The organism is Ruegeria sp. HKCCA0370 (assembly GCF_013033705.1).
Classification (GTDB): Bacteria; Pseudomonadota; Alphaproteobacteria; order Rhodobacterales; family Rhodobacteraceae; genus Ruegeria.
In genome coordinates, this window is record NZ_WQEP01000005.1 from 53,717 (window position 1) to 70,529 (window position 16,813).

Annotated in this window: 15 protein-coding genes and 1 riboswitch; of the genes, 1 reads left to right on the forward strand and 14 read right to left on the reverse strand. The window is 61.9% G+C overall.

The annotated features are described in order from the left end of the window. Positions 1–48: 48 nt before the first annotated feature. From cobF to cbiE, 6 genes are read right to left on the reverse strand one after another with little or no spacing between them, the layout of a single operon-like run. On the reverse strand, positions 49–819 hold the full coding sequence (gene cobF, locus GOW31_RS12130) for a precorrin-6A synthase (deacetylating) (RefSeq protein WP_171170380.1): 771 nt from the start codon (positions 817–819) through the stop codon (positions 49–51). Further along, a complete protein-coding gene (gene cobA, locus GOW31_RS12135) occupies positions 812–1,540 on the reverse strand; it encodes a uroporphyrinogen-III C-methyltransferase (RefSeq protein ID WP_171170382.1) in 729 nt (242 codons plus the stop codon). The genes cobF and cobA overlap by 8 nt, the downstream gene beginning before the upstream one ends. Next, the gene (locus GOW31_RS12140) at positions 1,537–2,859 is read right to left on the reverse strand and encodes a cobyrinate a,c-diamide synthase (protein ID WP_171170384.1); all 1,323 of its coding nucleotides are present in this window, start codon (positions 2,857–2,859) and stop codon (positions 1,537–1,539) included. The genes cobA and GOW31_RS12140 overlap by 4 nt, the downstream gene beginning before the upstream one ends. Beyond that, entirely contained in the window at positions 2,846–3,640 is a 795-nt protein-coding gene (gene cobM, locus GOW31_RS12145; RefSeq protein ID WP_171170386.1) for a precorrin-4 C(11)-methyltransferase, read from the reverse strand. Before cobM ends, GOW31_RS12140 begins: the two co-directional genes overlap by 14 nt. Further along, positions 3,637–4,017: a cobalamin biosynthesis protein gene (locus GOW31_RS12150; protein WP_171170675.1), complete on the reverse strand. Its 381-nt coding sequence runs from the start codon at positions 4,015–4,017 to the stop codon at positions 3,637–3,639. The genes cobM and GOW31_RS12150 overlap by 4 nt, the downstream gene beginning before the upstream one ends. Then, a complete protein-coding gene (cbiE, locus tag GOW31_RS12155) occupies positions 4,014–5,213 on the reverse strand; it encodes a precorrin-6y C5,15-methyltransferase (decarboxylating) subunit CbiE (RefSeq protein ID WP_171170388.1) in 1,200 nt (399 codons plus the stop codon). The genes GOW31_RS12150 and cbiE overlap by 4 nt, the downstream gene beginning before the upstream one ends. Between cbiE and GOW31_RS12160 the strand changes: the two genes are divergently transcribed. After that, positions 5,212–5,943 (forward strand): cobalt-precorrin-6A reductase, encoded by a 732-nt coding sequence (locus tag GOW31_RS12160; protein ID WP_171170390.1) that lies wholly within the window; start codon positions 5,212–5,214, stop codon positions 5,941–5,943. The genes cbiE and GOW31_RS12160 overlap by 2 nt on opposite strands. On the opposite strand, the gene cobJ is transcribed toward GOW31_RS12160, so the two are convergent. The 8 genes from cobJ to GOW31_RS12200 all read right to left on the reverse strand — a co-directional run bounded on the left by cobJ (position 5,934) and on the right by GOW31_RS12200 (position 16,277). Then, positions 5,934–6,698 (reverse strand): precorrin-3B C(17)-methyltransferase, encoded by a 765-nt coding sequence (gene cobJ, locus GOW31_RS12165; protein WP_171170392.1) that lies wholly within the window; start codon positions 6,696–6,698, stop codon positions 5,934–5,936. The two genes, GOW31_RS12160 and cobJ, sit on opposite strands and share 10 nt — an antisense overlap. Next, positions 6,695–7,423, reverse strand: coding sequence for a precorrin-2 C(20)-methyltransferase (locus GOW31_RS12170; RefSeq protein WP_170347200.1), 729 nt, complete (start codon positions 7,421–7,423; stop codon positions 6,695–6,697). The genes cobJ and GOW31_RS12170 overlap by 4 nt, the downstream gene beginning before the upstream one ends. Then, positions 7,420–8,049 (reverse strand): precorrin-8X methylmutase, encoded by a 630-nt coding sequence (locus tag GOW31_RS12175; RefSeq protein WP_171170394.1) that lies wholly within the window; start codon positions 8,047–8,049, stop codon positions 7,420–7,422. The genes GOW31_RS12170 and GOW31_RS12175 overlap by 4 nt, the downstream gene beginning before the upstream one ends. Then, positions 8,049–9,170 (reverse strand): cobalamin biosynthesis protein CobG, encoded by a 1,122-nt coding sequence (locus GOW31_RS12180; RefSeq protein ID WP_171170396.1) that lies wholly within the window; start codon positions 9,168–9,170, stop codon positions 8,049–8,051. The genes GOW31_RS12175 and GOW31_RS12180 overlap by 1 nt, the downstream gene beginning before the upstream one ends. Further along, positions 9,167–12,460 (reverse strand): cobaltochelatase subunit CobN, encoded by a 3,294-nt coding sequence (gene cobN, locus GOW31_RS12185; RefSeq protein ID WP_171170398.1) that lies wholly within the window; start codon positions 12,458–12,460, stop codon positions 9,167–9,169. Before cobN ends, GOW31_RS12180 begins: the two co-directional genes overlap by 4 nt. Before the next feature lie 5 nt (positions 12,461–12,465). Beyond that, positions 12,466–13,521 (reverse strand): cobalamin biosynthesis protein CobW, encoded by a 1,056-nt coding sequence (gene cobW / locus GOW31_RS12190; protein WP_171119456.1) that lies wholly within the window; start codon positions 13,519–13,521, stop codon positions 12,466–12,468. 1 nt (position 13,522) lies between these two features. Beyond that, positions 13,523–13,894, reverse strand: coding sequence for a DUF1636 domain-containing protein (locus GOW31_RS12195; protein WP_152457464.1), 372 nt, complete (start codon positions 13,892–13,894; stop codon positions 13,523–13,525). Between the two features lie 91 nt (positions 13,895–13,985). Further along, a riboswitch (cobalamin riboswitch) is annotated at positions 13,986–14,193 on the reverse strand. Between the two features lie 227 nt (positions 14,194–14,420). Beyond that, positions 14,421–16,277: an SLC13 family permease gene (locus GOW31_RS12200; RefSeq protein WP_171170677.1), complete on the reverse strand. Its 1,857-nt coding sequence runs from the start codon at positions 16,275–16,277 to the stop codon at positions 14,421–14,423. Positions 16,278–16,813: the final 536 nt, after the last annotated feature.

Consider the following 16,813-nt stretch of genomic DNA (forward strand, 5'->3'; position numbering starts at 1 on the left):
CCGGTATCTTGCTCTGACCTGTGTGCCAGACTTGAGAGTTCTGCGCAGTCACGAATCCGTGTTCGCCGCGCGCTGCTGCACGTCGCGTTTCTTCAGCAAGTAGATATCCATGATCCAGCCATGGTCGGCTCGGGCGCGGGCGCGCGTGTCAAGGATCCGCTGCGCGACTTGATCCAAAGGGCCGCTGATCAGCAGTTCTTCTTTCATGCCCACATAGGCCCCCCACCAGATGTCATACTCTGACATTCTGAGGGACTGGAACGAACATTCCCCGTCCAGCATGACGGCGACTTTCGAAGCGGTTTCAGGCCAGCCTTCCTTCCGGATACGACGCCCGGTGGTCACGACATAGGGTGCGCCCAGGTCATTGATCGGGATCGCATGAGCCGCGGTCAAAGCCTGCAAGGCCGTGATGCCCGGGATCACCCTGGTGTTGGGCTTGGGGTCCAGCCGCGCCGCAATGCGCAGCGAACTGTCATACAGGGACGGGTCGCCCCAAATCAGCAGCGCAATGTTCTGCGCCTCCGGGTGGGCCTCGATCGCCTCTTGCCAGCGCAGCGCAATGGCGTCGTGCCATTCGTCCACGCCACGCAGATAGCCGTCATCCGCCCGGCGCCTTGGGATGTCAAAATAGGCTATCCTTGGCGGTGTCTCGGTTACCCGATCAATGATGTCCTCACGCAGCCCGGCCAGATCGGCCTTGTTTTCGCCCTTGCGGGGGATCAGAATCAGATCGGCCGACCGGATCGCCTGCGCCCCCTGAAAGGTCACGTGATTCGGGTTGCCGGTGCCGATGCCAATCAGGCTCAGGTTAATCATCTTCGAACTCCGCCAGCGGCCCGTAAAGGATCAAGGCCGGAGCCGTGCCGATCTCGGATTTCAGCTGTTCGGCCAGGGCACCGATGGTGGCGCGCGTCAGCTTCTGATCCGGGGTCGAAACAGATTCAGCCATCAAAGCAGGCGTATCCAAAGGCAGGCCGTGTGAATGCAGTGCTTCTGCCAGAAGCGGGAAAGTACGTTTACCCATGAATACGACAGTGGTGGCCTGAGAATCGGCCAAGGCTGTCAGGTTCAGGTCGTCCGGCAACGCGCCACTGACGTCATGTCCCGTCACGAACTGCACCCGCCGTGCGGTCAGACGACGCGTCAGCGGGATGCCTGCAGCAGCAGCGGCAGCCACCGCAGACGGTACGCCGGGGATGATCTCGAATTCAATGCCCGCATCACGAAGGGCAACAAGCTCTTCTTCAAGCCGCCCGAACATGCCGCCATCGCCGGATTTCAGCCGCACGACATGTTGGCCGGTCTGGGCGTAGTCCACTAGCAACCTGCTGACATGGTCCTGTTTGGGCGAGGGGCGACCTGCCCGTTTGCCCACGCCCACAAGATCGGCGTCCTCGCGCGCGTGGCTCAGAATCGGCCCGCTGCTGAGGTCATCGAACAAAATCGCATCGGCTTTTTTCATCCTGTCGACGGCCTTCAGCGTCAGCAACTCCGGATCGCCGGGGCCCGAGCCGATGAAAGAGACAAATCCGCTCATGCAGTTGCCTCCGCAATCAGGTGAAAGAACGTACCTGTGACATTGCCGCGAACGGAGCCGGTCTGAGGTCCCTCTGCGCCTTCGGCATCAAACACACGGGCCAGCGGCGGGTCAGGCTGATCCACGATCGAGGAATAGTGGAACTCATGCCCGCGCAGCGCTGCATTCTGTGCAAATCCCGGCATCGTGGCCAAAAGTTCGGCCTTGCGATAGCCTAGGTTGAATTTGCGTTTTTGGTACGACGTCACCAGCCCCAGCAGGCCAGCCATTTCATGCCGCACGCCATCCTTGTCGATCAGCGCATGACCCAGCGCCATGTATCCACCGCACTCGCCATGCACAGGCCTTGTTTCCGCGTGCTTGCGCAGACCCGCGAGGAAGGTTTGGGCAGCAGCCAATGTCCCGGCATGCAGTTCAGGATATCCGCCGGGAAGCCAGACCAGATCGGCATCCGCCGCCGGGGCTTCATTAGCCAGTGGCGAGAAGGGTAGGATTTCGGCCCCGGCGGCGCGCCAGCCTTCCAGCAAATGTGGATATGTAAAAGAAAAAGCCGCATCCCGTGCCAATGCAATCCGCTGGGCTGGAGGGCGCGGCAGCGCGTCTGACGATGGCCCAATGGGGCCTGAGGAAGCCGCCCGTTTGATCGCCTCGAGATCCACATGTTCGCGCAGAAATGCGGCATAGCCCACGATGGCGCTTTCCAGATCCGGGTGTTCGACTGCCTGAATCAACCCCAGATGCCGCTCGGGTAGGGTCAGATCGCCTCGGCGCGGCAGAACACCCAGAACCGGCAGGCCTGCGCGTTCCATCCCCAGCCGGGTCAGGCGCTCGTGCCGCGGGCTGGCACAGCGGTTTAGAATGACGCCGGCAAAGGGCAGATCGGGGTTGTACATCCTGAACCCTAGCGCGGTGGCCGCCGCAGATTGCGCCTGGCCGCCGACATCCAGCACCAACACAACCGGCCAACCCATCCGAGCAGCGGTCTCGGCGCTGGACCCATGACCCAACTCACCCGGCTTGGCCACGCCATCGAACAGGCCCATCGAACCTTCTGCCACCACGATGTCGGCGCCTTCGGCCTGCGCGGAGATCGCGTTCAACAAAGGATCGCCCATCGCCCAGCTGTCAAGATTGAACGAAGCCCGCCCGGACGCGGCTCGGTGGAAGGCGGGGTCGATATAGTCCGGTCCGCTCTTGAACGGTTGAACGGTCAGGCCATCCTCGGCGAACGCGCGCAACAGGCCCAGCATGACCGTTGTCTTGCCCGTGCCCGAGGACGGTGCTGAAATCAGAAGGCCCGGAGGGTTAATCATCACCATGGCTCCAGCTTGACCAGGGGCTCTCGGCGCTTTGCGGGCGATAGCGGCGGTCGTAATCTTTCGAATACAGGCAGCTTTCGTCGAAACCTTCGCCTGCCAGTGCCGGACCGACCATGATCAACGCAGTCCGCGAGATGCTGTCATCCAGCGCCGCTTTGAGCGTTCCCAGCGTCGCGCGGATGATCCGTTCATCCGGCCAGCTTGCGCGATAGACCACGGCGACCGGACAATCGGACCCATAGGCCGGGGTCAGATCGGCAATGACATTGTCCAGATTGCCGATGGACAGGTGAATGGCAAGTGTCGCCCCTGTGCGTGCGAAATTCTCCAACGTCTCGCCTTCGGGCATGGAAGATGCACGGCCCGGCGTCCGGGTAAGAACCACGGATTGCGCCAGCCCGGGCAGAGTAAGCTCGGTTCCCAAAGCCGCCGCAGCCGCCGCAAAGGACGGAACGCCTGGGGTTACGCTGACCGGGATGCCCATTTCCTTGAGGCGGCGGATCTGTTCCCCCATCGCCGACCAGACCGACGGGTCGCCCGAATGCAAACGGGCCACATCCTGGCCGGCCTGATGTGCGGCCTCGATCTCGGCCATGATCTGATCCAGATCCATTGGCGCGGTGTTCACGATCCTTGCGCCTTCGGGGCAGTGGCCAAGAATTTCTTCCGGAACCAGGGAACCCGCATAAAGGCAAACGGGGCAGGATGCGATGATGTCGCGCCCGCGCAGCGTCAACAGGTCGGCGGCGCCCGGTCCGGCGCCGATGAAATGAACGGTCATGTCTGTCCTCCGATGGCTATGGCGCAGGTCGCCAGCCGGTCGTCTGAAATCTGTCTGGGTGAAAGCAGCCGCGCACCCGGGCCAAAAAGTTTTCCGGCGGCCGCCAATGCGGATGCTTCGGCCACGCTTCCGGTGCCATAGGTTGCGCGGCTGCGGTTCGAGCAGGTGAGTGTACGTTGACCGGCCAGATCGGCGGCGGCAACGAAATGCAGGGGAAGCGACAGTTCTTCGGCAAAGGTCGTCAGGGCCGAATGGCCTTGCTTGTCGGCAACGGTTGCCAGGGCGGCGACATCGTGGTTTGCGGCCGCCGCGTCAAATACGGCGCGCAAGCTGTCAACCGTGGCGGCGGACGAGAATCCCAAACCGGCAACGATCATAGCGTCACGCTCCACTGCACGACCGGATAGGCGGATTTCCAGCCGCGGCGCGGTCCAAGCGGCGCCGACTGCGCGAGTTCGATCCGCAGAAGCTCTCCGCCCAGTTTCTCATGCCACTGGGCCAATGTGGCCTCGCTTTCCAAAGTCACGGCATTGGCAACCAGGCGGGTTCCGGAAGACAGGTTCTGGTGCAGCCAGTGCAGCAGGTCTGGATCAAGCCCCCCTCCGATGAACACCACGTCGGGCAGTTCCAACCCATCCAGCGCAGCGGGCGCGGTGCCATGGATGACGTTCAGCCGATCCTGACCCAGTGCATCGGCATTCCGACGAATGCGCTCAGCCCTGTCAGCACGGGGTTCAATGCTGGTTGCGGTCAGGGTCAAATCGCACATCAGCCATTCGATGCTGATCGAGCCGGTGCCCCCTCCGATATCCCACAGGTGCTCGCCCCTTTGCGGAGCAAGCGCCGAGAGTGTCAGCGCGCGGATCGGGCGTTTGGTGATCTGCCCGTCCGTCTCGAAGATGTGGTCCGGTTTGCCAGACGCCTTGGAAAGGGCAGGTCCTGCACCGGAAACTTCCAGACCGACGCAGACCGGGTGGTCGAACGTACTCAACAGCGCCTCGGTCAGCGTGACTGTTCGGGTGTTTTCGCGCGGACCGCCAAGCGCCTGCATCACATGCAGGGCCGAGTCGGCAAAGCCTGTCTCGGTCAGATACCGTGCCAGTTCCGCCACGGACTTTCCGTCACGCAGCAACAAGATCGCGTGCGCTCCCGGCGCCAGATGAGGACGCAAACGGGTCAGCGGCGCGGCGTGCAGGCCGAAGGTCAATGTGCTTTCCAAAGGCCAGCCGAGCCGGGCAGCGGCCAGCGAGAAGGTGGATTGGCCGGGCAGGGCGGTCCATTCACCGGCATCGAAATTGCGCGCAATGACCGAACCCGCGCCAAACCAGAACGGATCGCCCGAGGCCAGAACAACCGTCTGCCGGCCACGCAATCCCTTCAGGATCGGCAGCCCTTCCGAGAACGGCACAGGCCACTCGACACGTTCCGCCCCTGTTTCGGGCAGCAATGACAGGTGGCGCGGCGGCCCCATGATCACTTCGGCCCGGTCCAGCACTTGACGGCTGGTTGGCGACAGGCCATCAAACCCATCTTCGCCCAGTCCCAGAACGGTCAGCCACGGAGATTCAGACATGACAACCCTCCTGATCCTTGGCGGCACGACCGAGGCCAACGCGCTGGCCAAAGCTGTTTCGCAACAAGGGATTGCGGCTGTGTATTCCTACGCTGGACGGGTGGAAAACCCGCGTCCGCAGCCCTTGCCGGTAAGGGTTGGCGGTTTCGGCGGTCCGGAAGGTCTGGCCGCCTATATCCATGAGAACGCCATCACCCATGTCGTGGACGCGACCCATCCATTTGCGGCCCGGATGAGCCGGAACGCGACCGAGGCATGCGCCGCGACGCGGACGCCATTGGCCGCGTTGACTCGCGCGGCCTGGGTGTCGCAGCCCGGCGATGTCTGGCGTCACGTGCCCGACATGGCTGCCGCCGTGGACGCATTGTCCGGCGATGCTCAGCGTGTCTTCCTTGCCGTTGGCCGCATGCATCTTGAAGATTTTTCGACCCGACCTCAACACAGTTATCTGCTGCGCCTTGTGGATGAGCCCGACACTTTGCCCTTGCCGAATGCAGAGGTGGTCGTCGCCCGAGGGCCGTTTACCGAAGCCGACGACCGGGCGTTGATGCAGCGCCATGGTACGCAGCTGGTCGTGTCCAAGAACGCCGGCGGCACGGGCGCGCGCGCCAAGCTGGACGCGGCGCGGGCGCTGGGCCTGCCCGTGCTGATGATCGACCGCCCGGTTCTGCCGAAGCGGACCGAGTTTTCGCAGGTCGCACAGGTTCTGGACTGGCTGCTTCATCCCTGATCCTTATCAGGGGTGAAGCGCGGCGTGTAGACGATCGGTGCGCCGTTGCGTTCGATCACACGGGTGCGGGATGACCCCACGATCACCACGGTCTGCATATCCGCCATGTCGGGCGTGGCTTCGGCCAATGTCGAAATACGCATCTGTTCATCGGCCCGCGATACGGCGCGGGCGAACAGGATCAGACGTTCGGGCTCACACTCTTCACGCAGGATTTCCAGCGTCTTTACAAAGCCTTCCGGGCGGGACTTCGAGCGTGGATTGTAAAAGGCCATCGAGAAATCCGCCTGTGCAGCAAGGCGCAGGCGTTTTTCGATCAATGACCATGGTTTGAGGTTGTCGCTGAGGTTGATGGCGCAGAAATCATGCCCCATCGGGGCGCCCGCGCGCGCGGATGCAGCCAACATCGCCGTGATCCCCGGCAGCACATCGATCTGAAGATCGCGCCATTCCACGGGGCCGTATTCCAGCGCTTCGAAGACGGCTGCCGCCATGGCAAACACGCCTGGATCACCCGAGGACACAACGACCACGCGTTTGCCTTCTGCGGCCATTTGCAACGCGTGTTGCGAGCGGTCGATTTCGACCCGGTTGTCACTGCCATGCAGCGTAAGGCCCGGGCGCTCGGCAATACGCGCCACATATGGGATATAGCCCACAACATCGGTGGCTTCGGCCAGTGCGGCCGTTACTTCCGGCGTAACAAGCGCCTCGTCACCCGGCCCAAGACCGGCAATTTTGACCCAGCCGCTCATGGTCGCCGCCCCTGACCGTGCACGACGATGATCGAGAAATACGGGGTGATCTTCTCGCAGGCTTCGGACAGCTTGGTCACCGTCTGGTTTGGCATCTGCGCATATTCCACGATCCATGCCCGGTCATACAGGCCAGCGGTCTTCAGGGCGCGTTTCACCTTGTCGATGTTGCGCCCGATTTTCATCACGACCAGTGCATCGGTTTGAGCCATGCGTTCAGCCAGCGTGTCTTCGGGCAGAGTGCCAACCAGCACGGTCAGAACGTCATCACCCCAGGTGATCGGGTCCCCTGTCGCTGTCCAGGCTCCGGACATGCCGGTAATGGCGGGTACAACTTCGACCGGCGCGTCTTCGCGCAGGCGACTGTAAAGATGCATGAACGAGCCATAGAAGAACGGATCACCCTCGCACAGAACAACCACGTCCTCACCCTGTTCGGACAGGGCCCTGAGATGCTTGGTGCAGTCTTCGTAGAACGCCGCCAGCAATTCGTTGTAGCGCGGATCTGTGACCGGGATCTCGGTGGTCACGGGATATTCCATAGGGAACTCGATCGCACCTTCGGGGATCATCCCGTTGACGATCTTGCGGGCCTGGCCGCTGCGACCGGGTTTGCGGAAGAACGCCACATGCTTTGCATTGCGCAGCAGGCGATCAGCCCGGACGCTCATCAAATCCGGGTCGCCGGGGCCAAGGCCCACACCGTATATGGTGCCCATCTTCATTCCGCCCGGCTTGCGATGGCGTTGACGGCCGCCACCGTGATGGCGCTGCCGCCCAGACGACCTTTGACAATGCAGGACGGCACCGGTTGCGCCTGCCACAGCGCATCCTTGGATTCCACCGCGCCGACAAAGCCAACCGGGCAGCCGATGATCGCGGCAGGGCGCGGGCAATCCGGGTCTTCCAGCATGTTCAGCAAATGGAACAGTGCGGTGGGCGCATTGCCGATGGCGACCAGCGCGCCCTCCAGATGCGGCCGCCACAGCTCCAGCGCAGCGGCGGAACGGGTGTTGCTCATCTCGGCGGCCAGCGGGCGTACGCGTTCATCGTGCAGGGTACAGATCACTTCGTTGTCGGCGGGCAGGCGGAAGCGGGTGACGCCTTCGCTGACCATGCGCGCATCACACAGGATCGGTGCACCGTTTTCCAATGCAGTACGGGCCGTTTGCACGAAGCCGGGCGAGAAATGCACGAACTCTTCCAGCCCGACCATACCCGCGGCGTGGATCATGCGAACGGCAACCTGCTCTTCATCGGCATCAAACCGGGCCAGATCAGCCTCGGACCGGATGGTGGCAAAGCTCTCCTTGTAGATCGCTGCGCCATCGGTTTCGTATGTATAGGGCATCAGGTGAAGTCCATGGTCATGAGTGTTTGGGGGTCAAGCCCGCGCTGGCAGGGCTCATCCCCCGCGCGGCCCTGTTTGACAAGATCAAATCGTCCGTTATCGCCTACCAATGTGATGTCCGCAGTACCCATGCGAGCGCATCCCTTGCTACAGCCTGAAACATGGAGGCGTCCGGAAACCCGCGAAGCCAACGCCCGGGCGATGTCGCGCGTCTCTGCCTGCGCCTGCGGGCAGAACGGCGCGCCGGGGCAGGCGTCGGTGGTCATCAACGGATCGGTTCCATCTTCGACAAACGCCGGGGCAGGTATCGCCGCCCCGCCTTCCAGCAGGATCAGCCGCCACGGGGTGACGCGCAGGGCGCAAGCGCCGCTGTCCTCGATCAGGTCATACAGCTTGCGCGCAGGCAGCGACCCAAAAGCCGCGCCGTACAGGGCGCCCAGTTCACAGCGGCCCGGTTGAAGCTTTGCGCTAACAGAACCGGGCGCACATCCCTTCCATTCCTGCGGCAGGGCGTCGATGACATGCGCCATGCGGCGTGTCTCGGGTGTGTAGGTTTCGGCAAACCACATTGCCAGCGCGATCACGTGGTCAATGGCGTCGGTCTCGGTCACGCTCCGCCCGGTTTCGCAGCCATCGGCGCGCAGGATCAGGCCGCCTGCACCGGTTTCCAGACGAATATCAGCCGAATCCGACGCCAGCAGACGTTCGCGGCCCGTGTCGATTGCAAAGCCGAACTTTGCCGGCAGGGCCGGCAGCTCCGCAAGCCGATCAATCAGTTCATGGGTCAGTCGAGCAGTCAAATCGCCCGCCTGATAGAGCGGCGTAACCAGAATATTGCGGCGTATTTCGATACCGGGTTCCGCATCCAGCAGGTTCAGCGCGGCAAGCTCTTTGAGCAGAGGCTGATGGTCTTCCTCTTCCACGCCCCGCAATTGCAGATTGGCGCGATTGGTCAAATCGATCGAGCCGTTGCCAAAGCGGTCCGCCAGATCGCACAGTCCCAGTGCCTGATCGGCCTCCAGACGCGCCAGCCGGGGCCTGACCCTGACGACCAGACCGTCACCGGACATCATCGGACGATGGGCGCCCGGGCACCAGCCCTGAACAATTGGTGCACTCATCTCAATCCCTCCAGATCAGCCCGGATAGAGTTCCGGCGCGTGTTCCAAAGCCCGGCCTCAAGCAGCGCGCGGAACCGGTCCTGCATGGCCTGGCGCGCCTTGGGATTGGCCTCTTGCAGGAACGCGTCGACCTCTTCGTTGCCCAGAGTGGCATCGTGGTAGAGGTCAAAAAGATGTGGTGCGACCGTGCCAGACAGATGCGCGAAAGAAGCCATATGATCCAGCGTTGCCGCGATTTCAGCCGCCCCCCGGAAACCATGGCGTTGCATCCCGGCGATCCAGCCGGGGTTGGCGGCACGGGCGTGGACGACTCGGCTGATTTCTTCGCGCAAAGTACGGGCACGCGGATTTTCGGGGTTGGTATTGTCCAGATGGTAAAGCTGCGCGGTTCCGCCGGCGATCTTCTTGGCGGCGGCAAAACCCGCCTCGTGTGTGGCATAATCGTTGGCCAGAAGAAGATCGGTTTCGGTCAGGTCCTGCAAGTGGACAAAGCTGTCCGCATTTGCAACGCGTTGGGTGATGCCGTCCTTGTCCTGCGAGATGTGTTCGCCTTCCAATGCAAAAGAGCTGGCCTCAAGCCACGCTTCACCGGCCTGCGCACGGGCCTCGTCGGTATACACCTCGGAAAGTTCGGTCATATTCACGCCATAGCTTCCGGGCGCAGGTCCATAGACCCGCGCTGCCGGCTCCTGCCCGGCATAGGGGTTCCAATCCGTTGCCTCATCACGCGCGGACAATGCGCGCACCGCTTGGCCAAACAAAGCGGACAGCGTCGGGAAAACATCCCGGAACAGGCCCGAGACCCGCAGGGTCACGTCCAGGCGCGGGCGGCTCAGGTCGGTAATCGGCAGAACCTCGATGCCGGAAACCCTCTCGGACCCTTTGTCCCACACGGGTTTGACGCCCAGCAGGTGCAGGGCCATGGCGAATTCCTCGCCCGCCGTGCGCATCGTGGCTGACCCCCACAGATCGACGATCAGCCCCTTCGGGTAATCGCCTTCTTCCTGAAGATGGCGCCGCACCAGTTCTTCGGCCAGTTTCACACCCTGAGCATAGGCCGCACGGGTCGGAACCGACCGCGGATCGGTGGTGTAAAGGTTCCGCCCGGTGGGCAGAACATCTGACCGGCCACGATAGGGGGACCCCGAAGGCCCGGCATCAATCCGCTTGCCTTCGAGCGCTTTGATCAGCGCGTCGCGTTCGGCGTGGGCCGAAGGGGCCGGATCGAAACTGCCCGTCACCTCGGGCACGCGCCCGAAGATGTGCAGCCCGTCGCCAAACTGACTTTCCTTGATGTCACAGACAAAGCGATCGATGCGGGTGATGGCCTCGGCGGTGCAGGTTGCCTGATCGAGGCCAAGATCGCTTTCCAGCCCTATCGCCTGCGCTTCATCACGGATATCTTCCTGCAAGCGGTCGCGGCGTTTGGGGTCAAGCCCGTCGGCGTTGGAAAACTCATCCAGCAGCGATTCAAGCCGCACCATCCGATCCGGCGTGCCGCTGTCCTTCATCGGGGGTGGGATGTGGCCCAGCGTGACGGCTCCGATCCGGCGCTTGGCTTGCGCGGCCTCGCCCGGGTCGTTCACAATAAACGGGTAGATCACTGGCAGATCGCCGATCAGCGCCTCGGGCCAGCAATCGGCTGACAAGGCGACCGATTTTCCGGGCAACCATTCCAGCGTTCCATGCGCGCCGATATGGATCAGCGCATCGGCACCCAAGCCTTTGCGCAGCCACAGATAGAAGGCGACATAACCGTGGCGCGGGGTGCGCGAGAGGTCATGATAGTCGTCATCCCGCAGCTCGGGCGAGCCGCGTTCGGGTTGCAGCGCGACCAGCGCCTTGCCGCGCCGAAGCGCGTTGAAATGGAAGGCCCCATGGGCACAGGCCGGATCATCTTCGGGCGCGCCCCAAACGGTGTGCAGATCAGCGCGCAGGGTCTCGGGCAATTCCGCAAGCGCATCCTGATAATCCCCGAGCGACCACGAAATCCGTGCGTCCAGAAGAGTGTCGGCAATCAGCTCGCCTGTCGCGATGTCATAGCCTTCTTCGTCAAGATCGGACAGCATCGCCTCGGCCGAGGCCAGCGCGTCGAGGCCAACCGCATGGGCCATCTGCCAGTCTTTGCCGGGATAGGTGGACAGGACCAACGCAGGAATCTGATCTGCCTTGGGTTTGTCGTTCAATGCAAGCCAGCCCGATACACGGTCGATGATCGCTTCGATCCGGTCCGGTTCGGGCCGATGTGCAAAGCGCGCGTATTCCAGATGCGGATCGCGTTTGCCGGGTTCCTTGAAAGACGCGATTCCCGCCGAGATCCGTCCATCCACCTCGGGCAGTACCACATGCATGGCAAGATCGGCCGGGGACAATCCGCGTTCCGCCTCGGCCCAGGCTTTGCGGCGGGAGGTGGCGAGAGCGACCTGAAACACCGGCACGCCTGCCGCGTCCAGAGGCGACGTTCCCGACGCGCCTTTTCCCGAAAACGAAGTGGCGTTGACAATGGCCGATGGGTTCAGCGCAACAACATGTTCCCGCAACCAGTCGGCGGCCACAGGCGCCTTGAGAGACGGGGCAAACAGGCCCACCGCCTGGAATCCACGGGCGCGCAGGCTGCGGATCAGGACGGCGATCGGGGCGGTGTCTGCCGAGGTCAGGTAAGCGCGGTAAAAGGTGACGAGGATTCGTTTGGCCTTGCTTTCGAATGCGGTTTCCACCGGGATTACGCCGCGATCCGGACACCACGTACCACATTCGGGCAAGGTCTTGGCGCCCATCACCGGACCGGCATAAAGCCCCGCCGCCAAAGCCATCTGTGCCAGCGCCGCCTGTGCCGCGACCTCGCCGCCGGTATCGCACAGATGCGCCAGACGTCGCAGGGTCGAGACCGGCAGGGTGGAATAGTCATCCAGCCGCGTATCCTCGCGCCCGTCAGCGGGCAGTACCGCCAGCGCGATGCCCTTGGCCTGCGCCAGCGCCAGAACCTGCTGCAACCCATAAGGCCAGTAGGGGACGCCGCCGATCAGCCGGATCAGAATGCCCTTGGCGCCCTCCAGCGTCTGCTCGACATAGGTATCGACCGACAACGGGTGTTTCAACGCCGTCAAATTCGCCAGCCGCAGGGTCGGCATTCGCCCTTCCGGTCCGCCGCCGCGATGCCAGCCAGCCGCGAAAGCCCCCAGATCGCTGTCCGAAAAGGACAGCACCACCAGATCCGCCGGGCTCTGGCCCAGTTCGGTTGGGGTCTCGGTTTCCTCGAGCCCGTGGCTTTCGCGGAAGACGACGTGCATGTGTCTTACTCGGCAGCCTCACGCACACCCACGAGGATTTCGCGGATTTCCGCCTCTTTGATATCGTCATGCTCGGCGATGACGACCAGACGCGAACGACGGTCTTCACCGGGTTCCCACGGGCGGTCATACTGGTGACGCACGCGGGCACCTACCGCCTGAACCAGCAGGCGCATGGGTTTGCCCTGAACGGCGGCATACCCTTTGACGCGCAGGATGTTCAGTTCATTGGCGAGGCGTTCGATATTGGCGACCAGTTGGGCCGGATCGGTCTGCTCGGGCAGCTCGACGATGATGCTTTCGAAATCGTCATGCTCGTGATCGTGATGGCCGTCGTGATGCGAGGGGCGGGCGTCCATGTCATCCTCGGCGGCGGCTTCCAGACCCAGCACAACGCGCACGTCCACGGCACCTTCGGCCACTTCGACGACGGGCAGGGGGCGCGGCGCCTCGGCGGCGATGATCTCGCGCGCTTTGGCCACGCCTTCGGGGCCGGCGAGGTCGGGCTTGGTCAGCAGGATGATGTCGGCGCACGAGATCTGATCCTCGAACACCTCGGACAGGGGCGTTTCGTGGTCGATCGAGTCATCGGCCATGCGCTGGGCGTCCACCGCTTCGACATTGGGCGCGAAACGGCCTGCGGCCACAGCCTCGGCATCGGCCAAGGCGATCACGCCGTCGACGGTGATCTTCGAGCGGATGTCAGGCCAGTCGAATGCCTTGAGCAGCGGTTTCGGCAGGGCCAGACCGCTGGTTTCGATCAGGATGTGATCCGGGCGCGGCTCCAACGCCATCAGGGCCTCGATGGTAGGAATGAAATCATCTGCCACGGTGCAGCAGATGCAGCCATTGGCCAGTTCCATGATGTTTTCCGCCGGGCAATCAGGAATGGCACAGGATTTCAGGATGTCGCCATCGACGCCCACATCGCCGAACTCGTTGACCACGACAGCAAGGCGCTTGCCCTGTGGGTTCTGCATCAGGTGACGCACCAAAGTGGTCTTGCCCGAGCCCAGAAAGCCGGTGATCACTGTGACGGGGAGTTTTTCGAGGTTCGACATGTCAGGCTCCAATCGGGGGAATGCGCGAGGCACAGTTCTTGCGAAAGTGTTCGGGGCGTTCGCGCCATTTCACCAAACCATCTTCCGTGGCCAGATACTTGGTCGCGCCGTCGACGATGACGTCGACATGATCTGTTTCGTTCAGGTTTTCATACACGAATGTCCAGCGGCCCGGCCCGCGCAACACGATCGAACAGCCTTGATCGCAGTTTGACAGGCATTCAACGGCTTTCAGGGTGACACCGTCGGGCAGGTCTGCCTGTTCCAGGGCCTTGTGCAACAAAGCGCCCGGGCGTTGCGCATCATCTTCGACAGGCAGGCCGCGACGGCAGGTAGTACAGACCAGCAACTCGACTGGTGCGGTCTCGGTCATGTCTCTCATCCCCCCAAATCCTCTTCGCGGGGGACGGGGTTTCATGCGGGCCACAAGTGGTCATGGACCCGACACCGGAACACCCCGCCCGGTTTCAACTTCGGTTGTTGGCAGGTCTCCCGGCTTGCGGATGCCAGAGGCGGGCCTCTGTCGGATGTCCCGCCTTCCCGGCTTTCGGGCCAGTGGCATTGGGCATCCTCTCCGTTCACGGTCGCGGGGGCGGCTGCGTTTGGCGGCAAGACCGTTGACGCATTCCCTTTTCATCGGCTCTCACCGACACCAACGAAAGGGACATGCGGCACCGCTGGCCTGCTTGTCAAGCGAGTCGCGTGCAACAATGATGCAGAGGCATGGAAAGCGACCTGTGGGCGTCGATGGGCGGCATGGTGTGCCGGGACCCAGCCTGAGGTGGGCCCGGCGACGAACGGTATTTCAGCAAGGGGCGTAGACTATGGTGAACGGGTGCCTCGGCTGAACCTGTCCAGATGATGGGAAAAGACCACCGAACACCCTGGATCCTCTTGCGCTAATAGATGACGTTTATCATGAGCAGCGAGACGACCAGAAACAGCGCCGTCATTATTCCGCCGGAGCGGACGAAATCCATCACCTTGTATCCGGCCGGACCCATGATCAACGCGTTTACCTGATGGGTTGGGATGATGAAGCTGTTCGAGGTCGATATGGCGACCGTCAGGGCAAAGACGGCCGGGTTTCCACCCGCCGCCACCGCAATCGATACCGCCAGAGGCACCAGCAGAACCGTGGCCCCCACATTGGACATGACCAAAGAAAAGGCCGTCGCCAGAATGGCGATGCCGGTTTGCAGCGACCAGAGCGGCCAGCCGTCCAGAATTATCATGATCTGCTGCGCGATCCACGCGGCCGTGCCTGTGTTCTGCACGGCTTGTCCCAAAGGTATGAGGCAGGCGAGCAGGAATACGGTGTTCCATCCGACCGCGCGGTACGCCTCGTCCACGCTGAGCACACGGGTCAGCATCATGCCCACCGCGCCGGTAAGAAGACAGAGTGAAAGCCGGACGTCCGTGAACAGGATCAACGATAGCGAAATGGCGAAGAATGCCAGGGCCCAGCCGACTTTTTGCGGCCTCAACTCGTCCTGAGGAAAGTCCGTCGTCACAACGACGAAATCCGGATCTCGTTTGATCCGCATCAGGTTGTCCCATCTGGTATGCGCCACAAGCATGTCGCCCGCCTGAAACTTTTCGAGCCCGATCTGAGTGGATTCGTGATCCTCGGTCTCGACATGGCTCAGCGTCTCTTCGCCGCGGTGAATGGCCAGCAGCGACATCCCGTAGGTCTTGCGAAACAAAAGCTCGCGGGGGCATTTGCCGATCAGCTTGCTGTCGGGCGTGATGACCACCTCGGCCACGCCTGCATTGGTTGGGGCGAACTCTTCGACGAAAATGTCCAAATCCGGAAGAACGGTCAGCCCGTATTTCTCGGCGAACTTCTCGACCTCCCAACGGCGGCCGACGATGGCCAGCCGACACGGCGCTGCTATTTCCGCTGTCAAAACCTGAACCATCGAGGTTTTGCCGCGATAGAAGGTGGAAATGATGTACAGGTGGTTTTCGTGGTTGATGTCGGCCAGAATCTCGCCGACCAAAGGGCTGTCCTCGGGCACCACGACTTCGAACACATCGGCTTTGAGGCCATAGACCCTTTGCAGGTACTCCTGTGTCCCTTGTCCGGTACCCGTATTGTCAGGCCCTTCAGCCTCGGGCAAAACCCAACGTCCCAACAGCAGAAAGTAACCAATTCCCGTCAGGATCAGAACCGCACCGATCGGCGTGACCGAGAACAGGCCGAAGGGCTCCATTTTCTGAGAGGCCGGCAGACTGTCATTTGCCGTCAGGATCAGATCGTTCAGCAGGATAAGAGGAGACGACCCCACCATCGTCATGGTGCCGCCCAAAATGGCGCAGAATCCCATCGGCATGAGCAGGCGCGACAGTGGTATGCCCGACCGTGTGGAAATTCGGCTGACAACCGGCAGAAACAGAGCAGCGGCGCCGACATTCTGCATGAACGAGGATATGACGCCAACGGTGCCGGAAATGATTGGTACAACCCTGCCTTCGGATTTGCCGCCGTATTTGAGGATGACGGCAGCCACCTTGTTCATGATCCCCGTCTTGTCCAGACCGGCCCCGACGATCATGACCGCAATGATCGAGATGACGGCATTGGATGCGAAGCCGTCGAACAGAAGGGTGACATCCGCCAGATTTCCCAGCCCGGGCGCGTAGCTGAGCAAGCCTATGAGAACCAGAACCAATATGGCGGAAAGGTCGATCCTTATGATCTCGGAAACGAACAGAAAAACGGTGAAAGCCAGCAGGGTGCAAACGACCCCCATCTCGAAGGTAAAGGCAATGTGTTCCACAATACGTCCAGAACTTTTTCTTTGTTAGAGTCCTAGTTCATCCTTCCCGAGTTGTCATGAAGTTTCGTTTTTCGGCGATGGTGAGACATAATATTGCTCAAGGGCTGTTGTTTGAGCAATGCTTTCGGGAACCCCGTTTGACGAACACGTCAGAAAGAAGGATTGGACAAATTGCATGAGGCAGCCTGCACGTTTCGAGCGGGTGCGATGCCGTTCCAACCAAGTCGAAGCAGCACAGGTAATGGCAGGTCAATTCCAGCCATGGACGACAGACAATCCGACAGCTTTGTTTGCGGCACCATTCTGCCGCTGCCTGAACCGCTTAAAGGGCCTGCTTGGCCGTCCCTGATCGCAATCTGACTACAAGAATGGTATACATCTGAAAGGGCCGGAACAATGGTTCAGGTCACCAATTCTGAACATTTCGAGATGAAATTGCCAAGGAAGTACGGCGAGGTGTTGCCTGAACGCAAGCTGGCGGCATATGCCAAGAATGCTCGCAGTCGGAT